Source organism: Dyadobacter sp. BHUBP1, from assembly GCF_050587785.1.
Classification (GTDB): domain Bacteria; phylum Bacteroidota; class Bacteroidia; order Cytophagales; family Spirosomataceae; genus Dyadobacter.
This window is the reverse complement of sequence record NZ_JBOBIH010000005.1, coordinates 358,201-378,314: the sequence shown is the minus strand read 5'-3', so window position 1 is coordinate 378,314 and position 20,114 is coordinate 358,201. Positions and strand designations below refer to the sequence as shown.

At 50.0% G+C, this 20,114-nt stretch carries 16 protein-coding genes; 12 read left to right on the top strand and 4 right to left on the bottom strand.

Annotated elements, in window-relative coordinates; all coding sequences use genetic code 11:
• Positions 1-59: 59 nt before the first annotated feature.
• On the bottom strand, positions 60-1,460 hold the full coding sequence (rlmD, locus tag ACQ4MZ_RS21585) for a 23S rRNA (uracil(1939)-C(5))-methyltransferase RlmD (protein ID WP_430848370.1): 1,401 nt from the start codon (positions 1,458-1,460) through the stop codon (positions 60-62).
• Positions 1,461-1,525: 65 nt separating this feature from the next.
• Here rlmD and ACQ4MZ_RS21580 point away from each other — a divergent pair, with 65 nt between their 5' ends.
• The 7 genes from ACQ4MZ_RS21580 to ACQ4MZ_RS21550 all read left to right on the top strand — a co-directional run bounded on the left by ACQ4MZ_RS21580 (position 1,526) and on the right by ACQ4MZ_RS21550 (position 13,340).
• Positions 1,526-3,733 carry a gliding motility-associated C-terminal domain-containing protein gene (locus tag ACQ4MZ_RS21580; protein ID WP_430848368.1) on the top strand — a complete coding sequence of 736 codons (2,208 nt, stop codon included), beginning with the start codon at positions 1,526-1,528 and terminating at the stop codon, positions 3,731-3,733.
• A gap of 433 nt (positions 3,734-4,166) precedes the next feature.
• The gene (locus ACQ4MZ_RS21575; protein WP_430848366.1) at positions 4,167-7,562 is read left to right on the top strand and encodes a SusC/RagA family TonB-linked outer membrane protein; all 3,396 of its coding nucleotides are present in this window, start codon (positions 4,167-4,169) and stop codon (positions 7,560-7,562) included.
• A 41-nt stretch (positions 7,563-7,603) separates the two neighbouring features.
• Complete coding sequence (locus ACQ4MZ_RS21570; RefSeq protein WP_430848364.1) at positions 7,604-9,289, top strand: SusD/RagB family nutrient-binding outer membrane lipoprotein; 1,686 nt, start codon at positions 7,604-7,606, stop codon at positions 9,287-9,289.
• 380 nt (positions 9,290-9,669) lie between these two features.
• Positions 9,670-10,080 (top strand): Rrf2 family transcriptional regulator, encoded by a 411-nt coding sequence (locus ACQ4MZ_RS21565; protein ID WP_430848362.1) that lies wholly within the window; start codon positions 9,670-9,672, stop codon positions 10,078-10,080.
• 67 nt (positions 10,081-10,147) lie between these two features.
• On the top strand, positions 10,148-10,801 hold the full coding sequence (locus ACQ4MZ_RS21560; protein WP_430848359.1) for an NAD(P)-dependent oxidoreductase: 654 nt from the start codon (positions 10,148-10,150) through the stop codon (positions 10,799-10,801).
• Between the two features lie 528 nt (positions 10,802-11,329).
• Positions 11,330-11,974 carry a hypothetical protein gene (locus ACQ4MZ_RS21555; RefSeq protein WP_430848357.1) on the top strand — a complete coding sequence of 215 codons (645 nt, stop codon included), beginning with the start codon at positions 11,330-11,332 and terminating at the stop codon, positions 11,972-11,974.
• A gap of 43 nt (positions 11,975-12,017) precedes the next feature.
• Positions 12,018-13,340 carry a porin gene (locus ACQ4MZ_RS21550; RefSeq protein WP_430848355.1) on the top strand — a complete coding sequence of 441 codons (1,323 nt, stop codon included), beginning with the start codon at positions 12,018-12,020 and terminating at the stop codon, positions 13,338-13,340.
• On the opposite strand, the gene ACQ4MZ_RS21545 is transcribed toward ACQ4MZ_RS21550, so the two are convergent.
• Positions 13,337-13,792, bottom strand: a complete 456-nt coding sequence (locus ACQ4MZ_RS21545) for an SRPBCC family protein (protein WP_430848353.1) — start codon at positions 13,790-13,792, stop codon at positions 13,337-13,339. The genes ACQ4MZ_RS21550 and ACQ4MZ_RS21545 overlap by 4 nt on opposite strands.
• A gap of 128 nt (positions 13,793-13,920) precedes the next feature.
• On the opposite strand from ACQ4MZ_RS21545, the gene ACQ4MZ_RS21540 reads away from it, so the two are divergent.
• Complete coding sequence (locus tag ACQ4MZ_RS21540) at positions 13,921-14,367, top strand: SRPBCC domain-containing protein (RefSeq protein WP_430848351.1); 447 nt, start codon at positions 13,921-13,923, stop codon at positions 14,365-14,367.
• 53 nt (positions 14,368-14,420) lie between these two features.
• Here ACQ4MZ_RS21540 and ACQ4MZ_RS21535 read toward each other — a convergent pair whose 3' ends face one another.
• Positions 14,421-16,538, bottom strand: coding sequence for a Tex family protein (locus ACQ4MZ_RS21535; RefSeq protein ID WP_430848349.1), 2,118 nt, complete (start codon positions 16,536-16,538; stop codon positions 14,421-14,423).
• Positions 16,539-16,675: 137 nt separating this feature from the next.
• Between ACQ4MZ_RS21535 and ACQ4MZ_RS21530 the strand changes: the two genes are divergently transcribed.
• The 3 genes from ACQ4MZ_RS21530 to ACQ4MZ_RS21520 all read left to right on the top strand — a co-directional run bounded on the left by ACQ4MZ_RS21530 (position 16,676) and on the right by ACQ4MZ_RS21520 (position 19,251).
• On the top strand, positions 16,676-17,563 hold the full coding sequence (locus ACQ4MZ_RS21530) for a ThuA domain-containing protein (RefSeq protein WP_430848347.1): 888 nt from the start codon (positions 16,676-16,678) through the stop codon (positions 17,561-17,563).
• A gap of 5 nt (positions 17,564-17,568) precedes the next feature.
• Positions 17,569-18,474, top strand: coding sequence for a helix-turn-helix transcriptional regulator (locus ACQ4MZ_RS21525; RefSeq protein ID WP_430848345.1), 906 nt, complete (start codon positions 17,569-17,571; stop codon positions 18,472-18,474).
• Positions 18,475-18,798: 324 nt separating this feature from the next.
• Positions 18,799-19,251: an SRPBCC family protein gene (locus ACQ4MZ_RS21520; protein ID WP_430848343.1), complete on the top strand. Its 453-nt coding sequence runs from the start codon at positions 18,799-18,801 to the stop codon at positions 19,249-19,251.
• Positions 19,252-19,308: 57 nt separating this feature from the next.
• Here ACQ4MZ_RS21520 and ACQ4MZ_RS21515 read toward each other — a convergent pair whose 3' ends face one another.
• The gene (locus ACQ4MZ_RS21515) at positions 19,309-19,545 is read right to left on the bottom strand and encodes a hypothetical protein (RefSeq protein ID WP_430848341.1); all 237 of its coding nucleotides are present in this window, start codon (positions 19,543-19,545) and stop codon (positions 19,309-19,311) included.
• A gap of 48 nt (positions 19,546-19,593) precedes the next feature.
• Between ACQ4MZ_RS21515 and ACQ4MZ_RS21510 the strand changes: the two genes are divergently transcribed.
• On the top strand, positions 19,594-20,112 hold the full coding sequence (locus ACQ4MZ_RS21510; protein WP_430848339.1) for a DoxX family protein: 519 nt from the start codon (positions 19,594-19,596) through the stop codon (positions 20,110-20,112).
• Positions 20,113-20,114: the final 2 nt, after the last annotated feature.

Genomic DNA, 20,114 nt, shown 5'->3' with positions numbered 1-20,114 from the left:
CAATCCCCGACTACACCTGACTATTCATGACAACACCTGACTACACTTGACCATTCCCCTTAGCTACGTCTTACCAACAACGCCACATTTTCGACATGGTGTGTATTCGGGAACATGTCTACCGGCTGTACGCGCGTCACCTCGTAGTCCTCGGACATTAATGCCAAATCGCGCGCCTGCGTGGCCGTGTTGCAGCTCACATACACGACGCGTTCAGGAGCGGCTTTCAGGATTGTTTCAATCACCGGCACGTCCATTCCCGCGCGTGGCGGATCGGTAATGATCACGTCAGGGCGCCCGTGCGTGTGCAGGAAGCCCTCGTTCATGATCGCACGCATATCGCCCGCGAAGAACGAAGTGTTCGTAATGCCGTTCAGCTCTGAGTTAATGCGGGCGTCCTGCACGGCTGCTTCCACGTATTCCACCCCTACCACTTTCTTCGCATTGCGGGCTACGAAGTTGGCGATGGTACCGGTGCCGGTATAAAGGTCATAGACCGATTCATTTCCCGTAAGCTGCGCATAATCTCGCGCGACGCTGAACAGCTTGTATGCCTGCTCCGAGTTAGTCTGGTAGAACGATTTCGGCCCTACGAGGAACGTCAGGTCCTCCATCGTTTCGCGAATTACCTTTTCACCAGCGTAATGGATCACTTCCTGGTCCTGGTATGAGTCATTCCCTTTCAGGTTTACGATATAGTTCAGTGAAGTGATTTCCGGATGGTTTTGATGCATAAATTCCATCACTTCCGCGATAATTTCATCGTTTTGCTCGCCGAACTGCACGATCACCATCACGTCGCCAGAATTGGCTGTACGGATGATCACGTTACGCATGACGCCTACATTAAAACGTACGTCGTAATAAGGATACCCTTTTTTCTCCGAAAATCGGTGCAGCGAGTTCCGGATCGCATTCGACGGGTCAGGTTGGAGATGGCAATGATCTACGGTGAATATTTTATCAAAACGCTTCGGCACGTGAAACCCCAAAGCGGTTTTGGTAAAAGGTTGTCCCGAATCGAGTTGCTCTTTCGTCAGCCAGCGCCAATTCGAGAAAGTAAATTCCAACTTATTGCGATAGTATTCGGTCTTAGGGGCAGCGATAATCTCGTTAATCTCAACATTCCTGATCTTTCCGATCCTTTCAAAATGATCCACTACCTGCTGCCTTTTGAACCTGAGCTGATGTTCGTAGCTGATATGCTGCCACTTACAGCCCCCGCACACTCCGAAATGTTCGCAATAGGGTTCTGTACGTAAAGCCGATTGTGAATGGATTTTCGTAACAATGGCTTCCTTCAACTTTTTCTTGGTGCGAACGACTTGAAGATCGACGATGTCACCGGGAGCCACATTACCTTCCACAAAGATTACGCCGTCTTCCGATTTAAATATACATTTGCCTTCTGCCGCAAAATCGGTAATTTCAACGTATTCGTACTTGTTACTCTTAGACATTATTTCCTGTTTTAATTACTAATCCCAACATCCTATCGGATCAATTTTACTGCCGCATCATTCTCATGAAAAAACGGTTCATCTTATTTATTCTGATGCTGTTTGCCATTTGCGACGCCAGCGCTACACACATCGTCGGCGGGCAGCTCTTCATCACGCAAACCCAGGATCCCCGGTACAATTACAACATGGGCCTTACGATGTATTTCGATGCCCTCAATGGTAATCCCGGCGCAGAGGACCCGTTCGTCACGATTTATGTATTCAGAAAGCGCGACAATGTGCTCATGGGCTCTCTTGAAGCCCCAAAAATAGAACGAAAATCGGTCAACTACGCAAACCCGCTCTGCGGAATCTCGACACTTCAAACCTGGCAGATCACTTACAGCGCCGCCGTACGCATCATTCCCACTGACTTTGACGATCCGCAAGGCTATTACATGGTGTGGGACCGGTGTTGCCGCAACGGGACGATTACGAACATTCAGGCACCTGGTGACGCGGGAAGCCTCTTCTATCTCGAGTTTCCGCCGCTCTTCAAGAATAATGCTAATTTCAAGAACTCTTCCCCCGTTTTTCCGGAAATTCAGGGTGACTATGCCTGTGTAAACTCACCTTTTCAGTTCAATTTCGGGGGCACCGACTCCGATGGCGACAGCCTGGTGTATTCGCTCATCACACCCATGCAGGGCTATGCCGACAAGGCCAATCCAAGTGCTCCTGCCCGGGGCTCTTCCAACTATCCGCGACTGACGTGGATCGACGGCATTTCGGTCAGTAATATGATTCCGGGTCCCGATCCATTGAAAGTAAACAAGTCGACAGGAATGCTGTCTGTGACAGCCGGTTCCGTCGGCTTATATGTGTTTGCAGTGCAGGTAGAAGAATACCGCAACGGCGTTAAAATCGGGATGCTCACGCGTGATTTCCAGCTTAAAGTGGTGGACTGCCCCAAAATGGACCCGCCTAAGTTGCTGTTTAAACCCAAAGGGAAGAATACCTACTATACTGAAAACGAGATCATCACGATCAAAAAAGGCGACCCGGAGTGTTTTGAAGTAATGGTGACAGACCCGACCGTCAACCAGGTTGTGGCCGTCGACGGCCATGCAGTGAACAATTCGAAAGACTATTTTACGCTGCTGCCTGCCCAATTCACCACCAAGGTGCCGAACGACACACTCAAATTCCAGATTTGCCTCGAAGATTGTTTCGTCACGTACGATAACCGCCCGATCAAGATCCAGCTCATTGCGCAGGACGGTAGTTGCCCCTTTCCGCTGACCGACACGTTGAATATCTACATTCGCCGCGAGAGCAGCGGCAATAATGCACCCACCGTGACGACCTCCCTCGCGAGCGACTACGTACATGTGACCGCGGGTGTACCCGTGACGTTCGATGTGTATGGAAAAGACCCGGACAAGGATAACCTGGCTCTTTCGGGTCGCGGTCAGGATTTCAATATGGCCGACATGGGAATGGATTTCAAGCCTGCCAGCGGCCAGGCCACCGTACAGCAGAAGTTCACCTGGATCCCTCCTTGCAATGCTAAGAAAGGCGACACCCTGGCCGTGGATTTCAAGGTAGAAGATATGCGCTGCGAAGGCAATCCGATGCCCGTTTCGAAGCCGGTATATTTCATCGTCGATGAATCGCCAAACCGGGCGCCATCTGTAAAAACTTCCCTGCCCGTCCAGGAAATCACTTACCAGATCGGCAGCTCATCCGGTATTAACTTCGATGTACTGGCAAGCGACCCCGACACCAATATGATTGTTCTTACGGCCGCTGGGCGCGGATTTGATATGAAGGATGCCGGAATGATTTTCGAGGCTAAAACAGGCGTAAAATCGGTCACTTCTCCTTATGCCTGGAATCCTGAATGCGCCGTGCTCAACGGCCAGCCCGAACAGACCTTCCTCGTCGACTTCGTTACCCAGGATAAAAGCTGCGCTGCGGCCACCGACACCACCACAGTGAAGGTCACCATCAAGGACAATGGCTCTACCCCATTCCCCGAGTTCCCGAATGTGATCACCCCTAATGGCGACGGCAAAAACGACTGCCTTGTGTTTGACGAACTGCCGGCCGACAATTGCGATGATTATTTCAAAGACATTAGCGTGTTTAACCGGTGGGGCAAACAAATCTATTATTCCAGGGTAAGGCCCGATAACTGGTGCCCCGACAAGATCTCCGGCGGTTACTACTACTTCTTCATACAGTATACCAAACGCTCTTACAAAGGAGGGCTGACAGTCCTTAAATAACTATTAATCAAACAAATATCCCGTAACATTTTTATGAATGTTACGGGATATTTGTTTAGCATGCTATATACTATATATACTTAGAATATAAATTACTTGTATTAAAAGTAACATAATTTTAATGCTATTTATTCATATTAAAAGCATTATACTTTTAATACATTTTATAATAAAATACAGTATCATTCATTTTACATGTTTGATACTTTCTGTGTTGACAGTCCATACCGGGCATTCCCTACTTTTAAAGTATTCCCGCCGCGATGCAACGTTCCCGCGCCGTCTTCATCTTTTAAAAAGATAAATAAATACAGATAGATTAATAAAAAATCTTATTAATTTATCAACTTCGTTACTGCGTAGAGTTTCTACTAGCCTGGAATCTATTCTACGCAATGACAATAACTGCTCGTACCTCTAAAATCTCTTTTGTATGAAGAAAATGTACCTTCTGTACAGCACGTATTTATTACGCCTGCTGTGCCTCATTCTTGGGAGTTGTTTCACGCTCCATGCACAAAATGTGAGAGTTACCGGAACCGTCATTTCCGCTTCGGACAACTCGGCGCTCGTGGGAATATCCATCCTCGTAAAAGGCACCAACAATGGCACTACGTCCAACGCTACGGGCGAATATGCGATCAATGCACCCTCCGGCGGAACGCTGGTTTTCTCATTCGTCGGTTTTGAAAAACAGGAAATACAAGTCAATAACCAGAGCGTGATCAACGTGGTCCTGAAAGAGGATAACCAGCAGCTGAATGAAGTGGTCGTAACTGCGTTGGGTGTTAAGCGTGAGAAAAAGCAGCTGGGATACACCGTTTCGGAAATCGCCGGTGCGAAAATGGCCGCCACAAACGAGCTGAGCCCCATCAGCGCATTGCAGGGACGTATCCCCGGCGTGCAGATCGACCAGGGCGCCGGCGGGCTTATGGGTAACACCAAAATCCTGATCCGTGGTAACTCTACGCTCGGCGTCAATAATCAGCCCATTTTCGTCGTTGATGGCGTGATCCTCGACAACGATGTATATGACGGCAGCAGCGGCCCCCGTGATTTCGGTAACTCCCTCAAAAACCTCAATATGGAGGATTTCGAGAGTGTTTCGGTGCTGAAAGGCTCCGCCGCGGCCGCATTGTACGGCACACGGGCGATCAACGGGGTGATTCTGATCACGACCAAAAAAGGCACACAGCGAAAAGGCATCGGCGTGAGCGTTTCGCAGACGTTCAATATGCAGAAGCCCTATCGCGGCCCCGATTTTCAGAACGAGTACGGCGGCGGCACGGTAGGCGCATTTTTCACCGATACCCGTGACCCGAATTACAAGCCGGACGAAAGCTGGACGACCAAGGTATTCCCTACCAATGCCCAGGGCCAACCATACATCGACCGGCAAATGAATCGCGAACTCGAAAACTGGGGCCCGCGATTCGCAGGCCAGCAAGTGGTTGATTACGACGGTAAAATGACCACATACCAGGCCTATCCCAACAATTACCTGGATGCATTCCAGACCGGGAAAGGTAGCCTGACAAACGTGGCGATCGACGGCGGCAATGAACGCTCGACGTTCCGGTTTTCCTATAACCGCGTCGACAGCCGGGGGATCAATTTCAAAAACAACCTCGACAAGAATGCATTCAACCTGCGCGCAACCCAAAACCTGAACAAATTCCTCGTAGCCGACGTCACTGCCGACTACACCACCACCGAAGGCACCAACCCGCCTTCACTCAGTCTGAACAACTACATCTGGATTTTCCCGCGCAACTACGATACCAAATACTGGATGCAACGCCAGAATTACCTCGGCTACAAAGGAGGTTTGCGGAACGTGAGCGACGTGAATGAGCCCAATTTAGTGCCCGGCGCCGATTACTGGTTCAATATCTTCGAAAACAATTACAGCCAGCGGGAACAAATGGTACGCGGGCGCCTAGCACTGACCGCTACCGTTACCGACTGGCTCAAATTGCAGATAGAAGGTAATTTCAATAACCTGTACACCAAAAGCGAAATCAAGGAACTCGGCCAGGGCGTAAACTTCACAGGCGGCCGCTACGCGCTCGGGCACTCGACCAAGCAAACGAATTTCATGAAATGGCTCGCCATTTTTAACAAACCCATTACCAAAGACCTGGATTTCAATGGCTACGTCGGTGGAGAATCGCAGCAGTACAGCCTGTCGTTCAACAATGCCGAAACGGTAGGCGGGCTGTCGTATCCCGGCAACTTCTTCCTCGCCAACTCGGTACAATCGCAAAAGTCGGAAGGCGGGATCAAAACACGTCGTTCTTATAAGTCATTGTATGCTAGCGCTGACTTCGCGTGGCGCGAGCAACTTTTCCTGCAAACTACCTGGCGCGGCGACTGGTCATCGGCGCTTACCTATTCCAATGGTTCGGGAAACAACTTTTACAATTATCCTTCCGCCAGTTTGTCCTGGATTTTTACGCAGTCATTCCATTCTTCGCTGCCCAACTGGCTCAGCTATGGAAAGCTGAGAGGGAACCTGGCCGCATTGGGTGGTGATATCGAGCCGTTCCTGCTCAATCCCGGCTTCAAATTCGGGGGCTACACCAATGCAGGCGGCTTCGGCGACCAGGCGCTGTCCACATTCAGCGCTCAATCGACTTTGCAGACCAATATCAAGCCGTTGCGCAAAATCGCCAAAGAAATCGGTTTGGAAGTGAAAGTACTGAATAACCGCCTCGGGCTCGATCTATCGGTATACCGCGATAATTCCCGTAACCAGCCGATCCCTATTTCTGCGGCCATAGAGACCGGCGTGAACAGTATTCTGATCAACGCAGGAAATATCCAGAACACCGGTATCGAGATCGCGCTTGATGCAACACCGGTTAAAATCGGTGCCTTTTCCTGGAACAGTACGATAACATTTTCCCGTAACCGAAACAAAATCATCGAGTTGTACGGTAACCGCGAGTACTACGCCCTGGCCGACGAATCAGGGGGCGGCAACGACCTGATCCCCTATGCCAAAGTGGGCGGTACTTACGGTGTGATCCGCACCAAAATTGCCGCGGCACGTTTCCAGGGTACCGATGCGAACGATCCGCGCAACGGCCTGCCGATCCTCTCCTGGCGCGGCGACGCGCGTGCGGCTTTCCCCGCGCGCAGCAATGAATGGAAAGATGTAGGTGATATCAATGCCAAATTCCGCGGCGGATGGGATAACACATTCTCTTATAAACGGTTATCACTGAATGTGCTGTTCGATGCCAAAATTGGCGGGGATATGATTATCACCTCGCTCCGCTATGGTACGCACACTGGTATTTTCAAAAACTCGCTGCAAGGCCGCGACGCGGATCACGGCGGAATCGTGTTTCAAAGCAAGTTTGATGGTAAAACCTATGACGACGGTATTTTGCCCGAGGGCGTTTTTGCGGCAGGACAGACCATCACGCAACCCGATGGCTCGAACGTGAACGTCGGCGGGATGACTTTCAGGGAGGCTTACGAAAAGGGGCTGGTTGAACCCACGCATTTACCGCAGTACAATTACCGCTACGGATCCTTCTCAACGGCAGTGGGCGATTACTGGATTTCGGAAAACTCATGGATTTCGCTGCGTCAGGTGTCGCTCAGCTATCAGTTTCCGCAATCGCTCTGCGAGAAAATCAAGCTCAATGCATTGTCGGTCAACCTCGTAGGACGCGATTTGCTTTACCTCTACAACACATTGCCGTTGAACTTCAATCCTGCATCAAACTTCTCGAACAGTACGGCGGTGCAGAAGGAAGTCGGTTTTATACCGCCGATGACCCGCGCCCTGAGCGTTACCCTCCGTGCGGCATTCTGATGCAACCGTTTTTTGTTCAGCCATTTTCAAAGAAATTCCAAATGAAAAATATACTAATCAAATGCGCCGCCGGTACCGTTCTCGCCACCGGCCTGCTGTGGGCAACCTCCTGCGAGAAAGATTTCGGCGATATTAATACCGATCCGAGCATTGTCATCACGCCCGATCCCAAGTTCCTTTTCACCCACTCGCTCAACAGCCTCGAATCTTACCAGGGAACCGAATGGGTCTGGGAAAACCTGGAACAGCTCCTGCGTTTTTCGCAACACCTTACCACCGATCCCTATGAGCTTTCGACCAATATCAATTCCCGGTATTCGGCTTACTACGCCAATATCCTGCCTAATCTGGTGGAGATTCGCAAGCAAATCGACATGAAATCGGATAAGGAGCGCTTCCGGAATATGCGCGCCGCCACATACGTAGTGGGCGTCCTGCACGGGCTACGAGTGACGGACATGAATGGCTCGATACCTTACACCCAAGCCGTTAAAGCCCGTGACGAACAGAATTATACGCCCGAATACGATACGCAAAAGACGCTATATGACACCTGGCTGGCCGAACTGAACGACGCGATTGCCGCTCTGAGCGCCAGTTCGGAAGACCAGGAAGGCTTCGGTAATGCGGACATTATCTACCACAGCGACTGGGTGAAGTGGGTGAAAGCCGCCAATACCCTCAAATTGCGCATCGCATTGCGCTATGAGGGCCAGGATAAGGCCAAAACACAGCAGATTTACAAGGAAGTGGCCGACAATCCCATCGGTCCCATTGTCGAAGATGCCGACCAGTTTGCCTATCTTGATCCGGACTGGGGACCTGTCGGCGGCGATGTGGATTATCGGAGCACGCGTTTCGCTACGAAATCGATCATGACATTTCTGAAACAGACCAAAGATCCACGCCTGGCTATCTATTTCAGCCCTAATGACCTGACCAGAAATGCGTTGGATACGCTTAAAAAGTATAATCAGGCATTACCCGCATTCATCGATCCGGCCGATCCGCAGATCCGGTTCCAGGGTGGCCCGTCCGACTGGACTACCAACCCGACCGTCGCGCAGTACTACAAAAATCCGCTCAATGCAGGCAGCAATAAGTACGTGGTGATGTCGACAATCAACAAGGTATTCTTCGCCCCCACCCGCAATGGTGGAAAAGGGACGTTCCAGGATTACATGATCACGAGTGCAGAAGGCTGCTTTTATATTGCTGAATTGATCCAAAAAGGTTATGGAACAGGTTCGAAAATCACGGGTACTGCCGAAGACTGGTATAAAAAAGGCATTGCATCGTCGATGCGCACAATGAACTCCATTGCACAAGCGGCACTGTCCACTACGGGTTTATCAGCCAATGCGGACGCCGAAATTGCCGCCTATCTTACCCTGCCGCAGGTAAAATTCAACGGGATCAATAACCTGGAACGCATTTACATTCAGGAATACCTGAACTTCATGCGCCTGCCCACGGAAGCGTTCACGTTCGTGCGCAGGACCGGTTATCCCAAAAACAGCTCCACCTATTATCCGCGGGACGCGTTTAACGAGGTCATTCCGCGCCGCTACTGGGTCGACGAGCCGCCGCTCGGCACCAACAACGTCAACTGGCTCAAAGCGCAGACAGAGCAGGGATTTACGCCCAATGACCGCACCGCCACCACACTGAATAGCCAGCGATTGTGGTTTGACAAGAATAATCCGGCTTTCGGGCAGGGAATTTAGAGGGAGAAGGGAGGATGGAGGAAAGAGAGAATGGCGGATGGTGACAGTGCGAGTAATAGCAACAGGAGGCCCCGCTGGGGCCTTTTGTCGTGTTATGACCCATGCTGCTACAAACAGTACATGCCTCCGGCATCTTGCGCCGTTCTGACAGTAACGTCGATTGCTAAGTATTGGCCGCGCAGCGGCTTGCTGTTTCTAGCATGCATACATAAAACGCACTACGTGACCCCAGTCGGGTCTCCTGCATCCGACGCCAATTTTTTCCTCCATCTTCCCTTTCCTCCATTCTCCCATCCTCCTCTTCCCCAAAAAATCCCCCTCCCGCTTGCATTTCTCCCAAACGTTGTTCACCTTTGTACTGTAATAATAAAAGTTACAGTATGAACAGCGGTCGTTTCGCCATTTCCGTGCACATTTTGACACTTTTGACCTTTTCGGAGGACGAATGGACGTCGTCTGAATACTTGGCGGGAAGCATTAACATCAACCCGGTACTCGTGCGGAAAGAGCTTAGCAATTTGCGCGAACGCGGCCTGGTGTTAAGCAAAGAAGGAAAATCGGGCGGAAGCAAGCTGGCGAAACCTGCCGGTCAGATCTTCATGTCGGAGGTGTACCAAGCGGTCAAACAGAAGGATTTACTGGGAAAAGGCATCAACTCTCCTAACCCGGCCTGCCCCGTCGGACGCAAGATCAACGATCATCTCGACAGCCTGTATGACGACGCGGAAAAGACCTTGCTTGCCAGCCTGGGAAAGGTATCGTTGGCAGAATTCTGCGAGAAGTTCAATTAATTTTTTTACACAAAACTGTAACATTTATTATTTCAGATTAACATATCCATCTTAAAAACAACAACTTATGAAAATTGCATTGATCGGTGCCACTGGATTTGTAGGCACCCACGTTTTGAGAGAACTTGTTTCGCGCGGCCACCAGGTTACGGCTATTGCCCGCAATACCGATAAAATCGACGTCAGCAACGCGCTTGTTACCGCCAAAGCCGCTGACGTGGCAAATGCAGACGAGGTAGCCGCCGCCGTAAAAGGCCACGACGCGGTGATCAGCACGTTTAATGCAGGCTGGACGAACCCGAACATTTACCATGACTTTATCGCCGGCGCCAAGGCCATTCAAGCGGGCGTGAAGCAGGCGGGCGTAAAACGGTTCCTTACGGTGGGTGGCGCTGGAAGCCTGGAAATCAAACCGGGCTTGCAGCTGGTGGACACTCCTACTTTCCCCGAAGCGTACAAAGCTGGCGCCACAGCCGCCCGCGATTACCTCAATTTCCTCAAAACTGAAACTGAACTGGATTGGACTTTTCTAAGCCCGGCCATTGAAATGTCACCCGCACATCCTGGCGAGCGCACAGGTAAATACCGCACCGCACTCGACACGCCGGTGTTCGATGAGCACCATCACAGTAGGCTGTCGGTGGACGATACAGCTGTCGTCATCGTCGATGAGATCGAGCAAGGAAACTTCATCCGGAAGCGATTTACAGCCGGCTATTAGGCGCGTACTTATAATAGGGTGTTGTCATATAATATGTAATGTTAGTAACATACTAACATATCTATCTATCCATACTTAAAGTATTAAAAGTATAATTCATTAAGTACTTGATAGATTCTGTTAAGTATAAAAAGTTCGATACTTTTCAAATGAATGTAAAGTATTGAACTTTTTGTACTTTATAGTCAGCCCATCATTGAAATTATGCGCAATACTTTTAATTTATATTATATCTTTAAAAGTATTATACATACTATACTATTAGTAATATTTAAGTATAGCACTTTTATTACTTTTGATACTAATTATATTAATGAACATATTAAAAGTATTTTGAGTACAATATGCATACAGCACAAAGTACATTGATTAACAAGTATTTAATCCGAAAAATAATCACTAACAACCGGTCAAATCCGCTTCGTCTACCGTCACTCATTTTTCCAGCCTCGTCGGCCAACGATCGACCGCTGTACGCATTAGCACTGATTTTTAACTAATTTTGCATTCCTAAAACCTGTAAAAATCATGGCTATGAATGAGGCATTATCAGAGGCAGACGAACTTGCCAGGCTGTCGTCACACACCTTAAAAGAGAAAACCGGACGTAATTGGCCGGAATGGATTGAATGGCTCGATAACCTCAAATCCGACGGACGGGCCCATCAGGATATTGTTGCATTGTTGGAAGATCACGTGGAAAATGCCTGGTACCGGCAGAAGATCGCTCTGGGCTACCGCGAAGCAATCGGCCAGCGACAATTAGGAGAGCTCTTGTCCGGGTACGAAGTGGGCGTTTCGAGGACCTTTCCGCTCCCGGTTCAAAAGGCCTGGGAACTCATCGCCTCGGAACAAGGACTATCAACCTGGCTAGGCCCGCTCGTCGATGGCCGCGTGGGCATGGGCGAATCATTCAAAACACAGGATGGTATTGTCGGGACCGTCACCGTTCTCGCCCCGGGCTCGCATTTCAGGGTGGCGTGGAAGCCCGAATACTGGCGCTATAATTCAACTTTACAGGTACGCGTGGTGGGTAGCAAAAGCAAGAGCGCCGGCAAAAGTGTTATCAGCTTTCATCATGAAAAGCTGCCGCGTGCTGCCGACCGTGACGCGATGAAAAGGCACTGGCAAGAAAAACTATCCGATCTGGCTGAAATAATTAAGGGAAAATAAGGTTCTTTGTACCCCGATTTCCAGCCACCAATTATATAATCTAATGAAGTTCCGTGTTGCCGGCCTATTATTACTTTTTATACTTTTAAGCCATTCAGACCTTTTTGCCCAGCGCTTCCTTATGGACCTTGTGGATACGACAAACCAGATGGGAAAAGGTATGCTCTCTATTTACGAGCGCTATAATCGTGTGAGAATCAGCGGATATATTCAGCCACAGTTTCAGGTTATCTCCAAAGAAGGCGCGGAAACGTTTGCAGGCGGAAACTTCTCCACGCTGTCGAACAACCGTTTCATGCTCCGTCGCGGGCGCCTGCGCGTGGACTACGCGCACCTCAACAAGAATGACGATCCAACCTCATATTTCGTATTCCAGTTTGACGGCACCGAACGCGGCGTGGCCATCCGCGATTTCTGGGGCCGGTTTTATGAAAACAAATTCAAAATATTCGCATTAACCACGGGGATGTTCGCGCGGCCGTTCGGGCACGAAGTGAACCTTTCGTCGGCCAACCGCGAGTCGCCCGAGCGCGGACGCATGTCTCAGATCCTGATGAAAACCGAGCGGGACATCGGTGTAATGCTCACCGTTACCAGCCGTAAAACACAGGAATGGCATCAGAAACTGAAATTCGACCTCGGCGTCTTCAACGGTCAGGGTATGTCGGGGCCGATGGACTATGACAGTCATAAGGACGTCATCAGCAGGCTAAGTCTCAAACCGACCACGATCCGTGCATTGGGTGGTGCAACCCTGTCGGCGGCGGTATCAGGCTACGCCGGCGGCATTGTAAGTCAATCCGAGATCCTTTATAAAACGGAACGCAAGGGTGGCGAATATCAGGCAGTTCGCGATTCGGCAAGCGCCAACCTGCACAAAACCCGGCCACGTAACTACGCCGGAGCAGATTTCCAGCTTTCGTTCCCGAACCGGAAAGGCGAAACCGAGTTCCGGGCCGAGTACATTAAAGGCAGGCAAACGGCGACTTTCGGCACAAGTGAAACGCCCGGAACTTACCCGGTCACCAACGGCATTAAAGATCCTCTCTACACCCGCAGCTTCGACGGCGCGTATTTCTATTTTCTGCAACATCTCGGCAGCCTGGACCACCAGTTTGTGATGAAATACGACTGGTACGACCCCAATACCAAGGTCTCGGGCAAGCAAATCTCTGCCGATAAAGGATTCGGCAAGGCCGATCTCCGGTACAATACCCTCGGGATGGGTTACGTGTACATGGCAAACGAATCGCTGAAATTCGTATTCTACTATGAATTCGTACGGAATGAAAAGTCGGCGCTGCCGGGGTACGAAAGCGACGTTTCGGACGATGTTTTCACTGCCCGCGTACAGTACAACTTCTAGGTCCCGAAACGCTCGGACAGAATTTTCCTTCGGTAAGCAAAAATCGTATTCACTTCCCGGTTCACGATCATCCGGTCTATCAACCTCCCGAAAATGCCGAATGGCACTTTGTAATGCAAAATATCCTCCATCAGCACCCCTCCGTTTTGCTCGGTAAAGCGGTGCTGATGGTGCCAGAATGCATACGGCCCGAAGCGTTGCTCATCTACAAAATACTGCCTATCAACCACATGTGTAATTTCGGTACACCATTTCAGCGGTATACCGAACAGCGGTCTTACAATGTAACGGATAATCTGTCCCGCGTACATTTTTCCGCCGTGATGTGATGATGTCACGACGAATCCCATTTGGGCAGGGGTGATTTCCTTCAAATTGGAAGGGTTCGAGAAAAAAGCCCAGGCCTCGTCGAGACTGATAGGCATCCATTGTTTAAAATATAGCTCGCGCATGTCAACTCATTTCGCCTGATATACGTTAAATATACAGCCAGCGATCAAAATCCGGCGGGGCCGCGCAGGCACGGACCTCGTTGGCATAATTTTCTCAGCATTTATCACAGTACTAACTCCGAATAAACATGAACAGAAAACAGCTCGCAACCGCAACCATCTCTATCCATGCAAGCCCTTCTGCGGTTTGGAAGGCATTGGTAGAACCTGAACTCGTCAAAAAATATTTTCATGGCACTGAAATGCGCTCGGATTTTGAAATCGGAAGTCCTATCACCTTCGAAGGCGAATGGAATGGCCAGCATTATGTCGACAAAGGCGAAATCCTGAGGATTACGCCCGAACGTGAGCTAAGCTACTCATTCTGGAGCCCGCTGTCGGGCACTGAGGATTTTGAGGATAATTATACTCACGTTACATTCCACTTGTCGGACTACCACGAGAACACGACGCTGGTGGTTACACAGGACAACCTGGAAGACGACGATGCCGTCGTGAAAGCGGAGGGTAACTGGTTGAACGTGCTGCACGATCTGAAAAAGGTTGTGGAGGAAGAACGGCTGCACGTATTATAAAGGTATTTAATTACAAAACCCGTTGTGTCTGACTCCAACGGGTTTTGTATTTTTCAAAGTTTCATCGACAGTGCTATCCGCTTTCTGCTGAGGTCTACCTCTGTCACTTTTACGGTGACGTGCTGCTGTAACTTCACCACTTCGTTCGGGTCCTTCACAAATTTGTCGGCCATTTGTGAAACGTGGACGAGCCCATCCTGCTTCACGCCCACATCGACAAACGCACCGAACGCGGTGATGTTGGTCACGATTCCGGGAAGGACCATCCCGACCTTCAGATCTTCGGGCTTCCTGACCGAGGCGTCAAACTCAAACTTCTTCATTTCGGCGCGCGGGTCACGCGAGGGCTTTTCAAGTTCGGCGAGGATATCCTTCAAAGTCGGCAAGCCCACCGACGCCGATACATATTTTTCAATTTTAATCTGGCGCCGCAACTCAGGCTTCTGCATTAAATCCTTCACCGTAGCGCCGGCGTCTTTGGCCATTTGCTCTACCAATTCGTAACGCTCAGGATGTACCGCACTGTTATCCAATGGATTAGCACCATTCTCAATACGCAGGAAGCCCGCCGCCTGCTCAAATGCTTTGGCGCCGAGGCGAGGAACTTTCAATAATTGCTGCCTCGATTTGAAATTTCCGTTTTTAGCCCGGAAATCCACGATATTCTGCGCCAGAGCGGGTCCAAGGCCCGAAACATAGCGCAACAAATGCTTGCTCGACGTGTTGAGATTTACGCCTACGGAATTCACGCAGCTTTCTACGACTACGTCCAAAGCATTTCGCAATGAATTTTGGTCTACATCGTGCTGATACTGGCCAACGCCGATCGACTTCGGATCAATTTTTACCAGCTCGGCCAACGGGTCCATCAACCGGCGGCCGATCGATACCGAACCACGGACCGTGACGTCCTTGTCCGGGAACTCCTCGCGCGCAACTTCCGAGGCGGAATAAATGGATGCTCCCTGCTCGCTCACCATAAACAGGCCGATGTCCGCCGATTGCCCGGAACCCTCCAGCAACTTCTTTACAAAGTCCTCTGTCTCTCGTCCAGCCGTACCATTACCAACCGCAATCGCTTCGACTTTGAACTTTCGGATAAGCTCGCCGATCCTGGCGCCTGCCTCCGAAGGTTTATCGAACGGATAAATGACATGGTCGGCGATGAGATTACCCTGATTGTCGAGTACGACGACCTTACAGCCCGTGCGGTAGCCAGGGTCGATAGCCAATACTGTTTTCTGGCCCAACGGCGAAGCCAGCAGGAGTTGCCGGAGGTTTTCGGTGAACACCTGTATTGCCGCCGCATCTGCCTTTTCCTTTGATATATTGGCAAATTCCGTTTCGATCGACGGTTTCAATAGTCGCTTATAGCTGTCCCCAATCGCCAGTTCGAGCTGGTCCTTGCAGGCCTCCGTACCGAACATGAACAGCCTGTCCAATGCTTCCAGCGCCGTATCTTCATCGGGCGAAATATCGACGCTCAGAATACCTTCTTCCTCGCCCCTGCGCAGCGCGAGTAATCTGTGCGAGGGTATTTTGGCCAAAGGCTCCGAAAACTCGAAATAATCGCGGTATTTGGCCCCTTCTTCCTCTTTCTTCTTTTTGACTTTGGAAGTTATAATAGCCCCGCGCTGGAATATGTGCCTGATTTTCGTCCGTGCTTCCTGATTTTCGTTGATCCACTCGGCGATGATGTCCCGTGCCCCCTGCAATGCGTCGCCCGCATTTGCAACCTGGTCGTTCAGGAAGCTGGCTGCCTTGCCATCCGGATCGCGCTCCTTGCCCTCGAAAATGAGTTTGGCAAGTGGTTCCAGGCCTTTCTCGATGGCAATCGTCGCACGGGTTTTTCTCTTTTGTTTATAGGGAAGATAAAGGTCTTCGAGTTCGGTCATGGAGAACACGCCCTCGATCTTCTTTCTCAGATCGGGTGTGAGTTTGCCTTGTTCTTCAATGCTCTTCAAAATGGCTTCACGACGCTTTTCGACTTCCTGCTGCTTCTGCCATGCCTCTTTGACGGAGCCTATCTGGACCTCATCCAGCCCGCCGGTGGCTTCCTTGCGGTACCGCGCGATAAACGGCACCGTGGCGCCTTCTTCGAATAACGCGATAGTACTTCTCGCCTGCTTGTCGCTGACGCCCGCCTGTTGTGCAATAAGGGTGTAGTTCATGATTACTAATGAAATTGGAAACGGCAAATAAAGCGGATATTCATGGTTTTCAAAACTAAAATTAGCGCCGAACCCACGCAGACATTTTACCGTTTATATTTGGCTTAATTTAATCTCCATACCTAGCCCCTTATCCAATGAAGTACCTATTCGGAAAGCCGCTGGCTGTCCTGATTACCACGCTGGGCATTGCCATGCCGGGCATTACCATGCTGGGCATTACCATGCTGGGCATCCTATCCGTTACGCAACCGGCATTCGCCCAGCAGAAAGCCAAATTCAGAGTTGTCGCCTTTTTTACCGGTAAAAACGACCGGGCACACGTCAGTTTTGTAGGCGAAGCCCACAAACGTTTACCCGAACTCGGTGAGAAAAACGAGTTTACCTACGATTCTACCAGTAACTGGGACAACCTTAATGCTGAGTTTTTGTCAAAATATCAGGTCGTTCTCTTCCTCGATACCAGGCCCGAAAAGCCTGAGCAGCGGGCTGCATTTCAAAAGTATATGGAAAACGGCGGCGGCTGGATCGGCTTTCATTTCGCTGCCTTCGCATTGACACCGTCGGCCTATCCGCAGAACTGGGATTGGTACCATGATCAATTTCTCGGCTCGGGGCAATACAAAAGCAACACCTGGCGCCCTACTTCGGCCATTTTGAAAGTAGAAAATCCCCAAAGCCCGGCAACCAGGGGATTAGGCAGCACTTTCAAGGCTTCTCCCAACGAATGGTACCGATGGGAGAAAGATTTAACCCAAAATCCTGACATTCAAATCCTTCTGTCGATCGACCCGGCGAGTTTCCCGTTGGGTACCGGCCCGAAGCAGCATGAAATCTGGCATAGCGGCTATTATCCTGTCGCGTGGACCAATACAAAGTACAAAATGCTGTACATGAATATGGGCCATAACGATATCGACTACGAGAACAAAACGAACAAGGAATTATCATTTACCTTTGATAACGACGCGCAGAATCAGTTCCTCGTGAACTCGATCCTCTGGCTCGCCAACCGCAAAAAGTAACACCTATGGAACAAAGGCAAACCCGTAGTTTCGACAAAGGTCAAATGACCGGCACCACGTGGCAATGTGACGGCATCCTACTCGGGCATGCGGTTTCGCGGTTTACGGAATTGTCGGGTTTCCACTCTAAAAGCACCAATACCGAGGTCGTGCGCATGCATTTCGGCCTGAAAGGGGATTATATGTTCACCTACAACCAGCTCGGAAAGACATTCGACCTCGTAGGCGGGCATCATAACATCATGTATTCCAAGGAGTTTGAAATGACCGTGCAGGCAAAAACGCTTGAAATCGAGACTTTCGGTATTCAGTTTCCCAAAGAGGTCTTCATTCAGTTCACCCAAAATGCCAGCGATGCACTGAAACGCTTTTCAGAAGCGATCATGCTCGGGAAAAGTGCTATTCTGACTGAAAAATGGGGAACGATCGACTCACCGATCCAGCAGGTAATTCAGCAGATCATCCACTGCAGGTATTCCGAAAATCTCAAAAAGCTGTTCCTGCTTTCCAAAAGCATCGAACTGCTCGTGCTATGCGCCGACGCGTGCGAGGCTTCGGAACGTAAAACGGATCCCTTTATCAAAACTAAAACCGACAAGGAGAAGATCATCGCCGTTCGCGACCTGATCAACGAACGGGTACATTGCCCGCCCAATCTTTCCGAAATCGCGCAGCATGTGGGTTTGAACGAATACAAACTGAAAAAAGGCTTCAAAGAGACATTCAACAATACTATTTTCGGCTATCTCACCGACCAGCGCCTGCAACTCGCCAAACAATACCTGTTGGACACGCAGCAAACAGCGGCTGAAATATCGACGCAGCTAGGCTACGCGACGCCCCAGCATTTCAACAATGCCTTCAAAAAGAAATTCGGCATCACTCCCTTTTCGGTTAGAAATAATCCGTAAAACGCAATCCGGCACGGTACGGAGTGGCGTAATATTGCCGTCGTTAAATCTGGTCAGACAGTGGTCAGTTGTAGTCAGGTGTGGACAGGTGCTGTCAATTGGTGTCAGTTATAGTCAAGAACAGCAGAGTCTGATCAGGCATCGTTAGAATGAAGGAGACTAGCTATTTCAAAAGCAATACCCGGCAAAACTTGGCAATACCTGACATCACTAACGACACTTAACAATGCCTGACCACACTTAACAATACCTGACAACACTCAGCAACACCTGACAATACCTGACAACACTCAGCAACACCTAACATTAAAAGTCATTCAATCAATGGAACCATTATTCATCCAAAACGAAATTACGATCGATGCGCCAGCCTCCCGTGTATGGGACGCGCTTGTGAATCCTGAACAGACGAAGCAGTATATGTTTGGCTGTGAGGCACTTTCCGACTGGAACGTCGGCAGCGAACTGCTCTGGAAAGGTGAGCACGAAGGAAAAGAGATCATCTGGGTTAAAGGGGAAGTATTGGAAATCGAGCCGGGGAAATTTCTCCGCTACACCACCATCGATCCGCATTCGAACATCGACGATATTTCCGAAAATTACCTCCAAGTCACCTATGATCTTGTTCCGCAGGGAGAAAAAACACTTTTAAAGGTTACGCAGGGCGATTACAGCACCGTAGCGGAGGGCGAGCGGCGATACCAGGACTCGTACAACAACGGCGAAGGCTGGACCCCGATCCTGGTTGAGATCAAGAAGCTTGTAGAGGCACAGTAGCACTGCATCCAGGTCTAACCAAAAAGGGTTACCAGCATTGGGGTAACCCTTTTTGGTTCAGGGATTTTGCGATTCGATTTCGCCTACCTCGTCTTCATCAGTCGGTTCAGCCGGCTGATCCTCATCGATCCTCGAACCGGTATTGACTTCCGGCGCGTCGGTCCCCGGTATTTCGGGCGTGGGATTCAACGGGCCTGTTTCCCTCGGCCTTTCTGGATAACTTGGTGCAGGCGGCTGGTCGTCTGGCATTTCCGCGGAGGGAAATGCGAACGAGTATTGGTTCTGGAAGTTCATGGTTTCGCTTGTTGATTTCTTAAAATCAGGAAAAAACCGTGCCTTCCGATGTTTGCGGAACTAGTTGCAATCATTTCGCGCTTTCACGGGAAAAGCATTTCATCCACTATGTCGGTATTGATTATTCTAATTCTCAGTTTTTTGGCTAGCCTGGGCATTACCTGGGCGTATTTCGGCGAGCCGGCTTACATTTTAAGCGGAAATATCGCCATGTGTGCAATGCTGCAATTCACTGCATTAGGACATTTTAAATTTCCCGAGGGTATGAGCAAGATGGTCCCGCCGTTTGTCCCCTTCAAAAAAGCAATGGTTTTAATAACCGGACTGATTGAAATCGCAGCAGGTATCGCACTGCTCTTCCCCTCTACACGTTATGCGGCAGGTATCTTCCTGATCCTCTTTTTCATCGCGTTGCTTCCGGCTAACATTTACGCAGCCAACCGCCACCTTGACTACCAGAAGGGCACCTACGACGGAAAAGGCCCCGCGTATTTATGGTTCCGCATTCCGATGCAGGTTTTCCTGATCACATGGGTCTGGTATTTTGCCGTTCAACCGGCGGTGTAGGG

What these genes read in the sequence shown, in the direction of transcription:
- ACQ4MZ_RS21545 (WP_430848353.1), bottom strand. Translation starts at nt 13,792, where the DNA reads ATGCGCGAGCTATATTTTAAACAATGGATGCCTATCAGTCTCGACGAG.
- ACQ4MZ_RS21520 (WP_430848343.1), top strand. Translation starts at nt 18,799, where the DNA reads ATGGAACCATTATTCATCCAAAACGAAATTACGATCGATGCGCCAGCC.
- ACQ4MZ_RS21570 (WP_430848364.1), top strand. Translation starts at nt 7,604, where the DNA reads ATGAAAAATATACTAATCAAATGCGCCGCCGGTACCGTTCTCGCCACC.
- ACQ4MZ_RS21560 (WP_430848359.1), top strand. Translation starts at nt 10,148, where the DNA reads ATGAAAATTGCATTGATCGGTGCCACTGGATTTGTAGGCACCCACGTT.
- ACQ4MZ_RS21525 (WP_430848345.1), top strand. Translation starts at nt 17,569, where the DNA reads ATGGAACAAAGGCAAACCCGTAGTTTCGACAAAGGTCAAATGACCGGC.
- rlmD (WP_430848370.1), bottom strand. Translation starts at nt 1,460, where the DNA reads ATGTCTAAGAGTAACAAGTACGAATACGTTGAAATTACCGATTTTGCG.
- ACQ4MZ_RS21550 (WP_430848355.1), top strand. Translation starts at nt 12,018, where the DNA reads ATGAAGTTCCGTGTTGCCGGCCTATTATTACTTTTTATACTTTTAAGC.
- ACQ4MZ_RS21515 (WP_430848341.1), bottom strand. Translation starts at nt 19,545, where the DNA reads ATGAACTTCCAGAACCAATACTCGTTCGCATTTCCCTCCGCGGAAATG.
- ACQ4MZ_RS21565 (WP_430848362.1), top strand. Translation starts at nt 9,670, where the DNA reads ATGAACAGCGGTCGTTTCGCCATTTCCGTGCACATTTTGACACTTTTG.
- ACQ4MZ_RS21530 (WP_430848347.1), top strand. Translation starts at nt 16,676, where the DNA reads ATGAAGTACCTATTCGGAAAGCCGCTGGCTGTCCTGATTACCACGCTG.
- ACQ4MZ_RS21535 (WP_430848349.1), bottom strand. Translation starts at nt 16,538, where the DNA reads ATGAACTACACCCTTATTGCACAACAGGCGGGCGTCAGCGACAAGCAG.
- ACQ4MZ_RS21540 (WP_430848351.1), top strand. Translation starts at nt 13,921, where the DNA reads ATGAACAGAAAACAGCTCGCAACCGCAACCATCTCTATCCATGCAAGC.
- ACQ4MZ_RS21580 (WP_430848368.1), top strand. Translation starts at nt 1,526, where the DNA reads ATGAAAAAACGGTTCATCTTATTTATTCTGATGCTGTTTGCCATTTGC.
- ACQ4MZ_RS21575 (WP_430848366.1), top strand. Translation starts at nt 4,167, where the DNA reads ATGAAGAAAATGTACCTTCTGTACAGCACGTATTTATTACGCCTGCTG.
- ACQ4MZ_RS21510 (WP_430848339.1), top strand. Translation starts at nt 19,594, where the DNA reads ATGTTTGCGGAACTAGTTGCAATCATTTCGCGCTTTCACGGGAAAAGC.
- ACQ4MZ_RS21555 (WP_430848357.1), top strand. Translation starts at nt 11,330, where the DNA reads ATGGCTATGAATGAGGCATTATCAGAGGCAGACGAACTTGCCAGGCTG.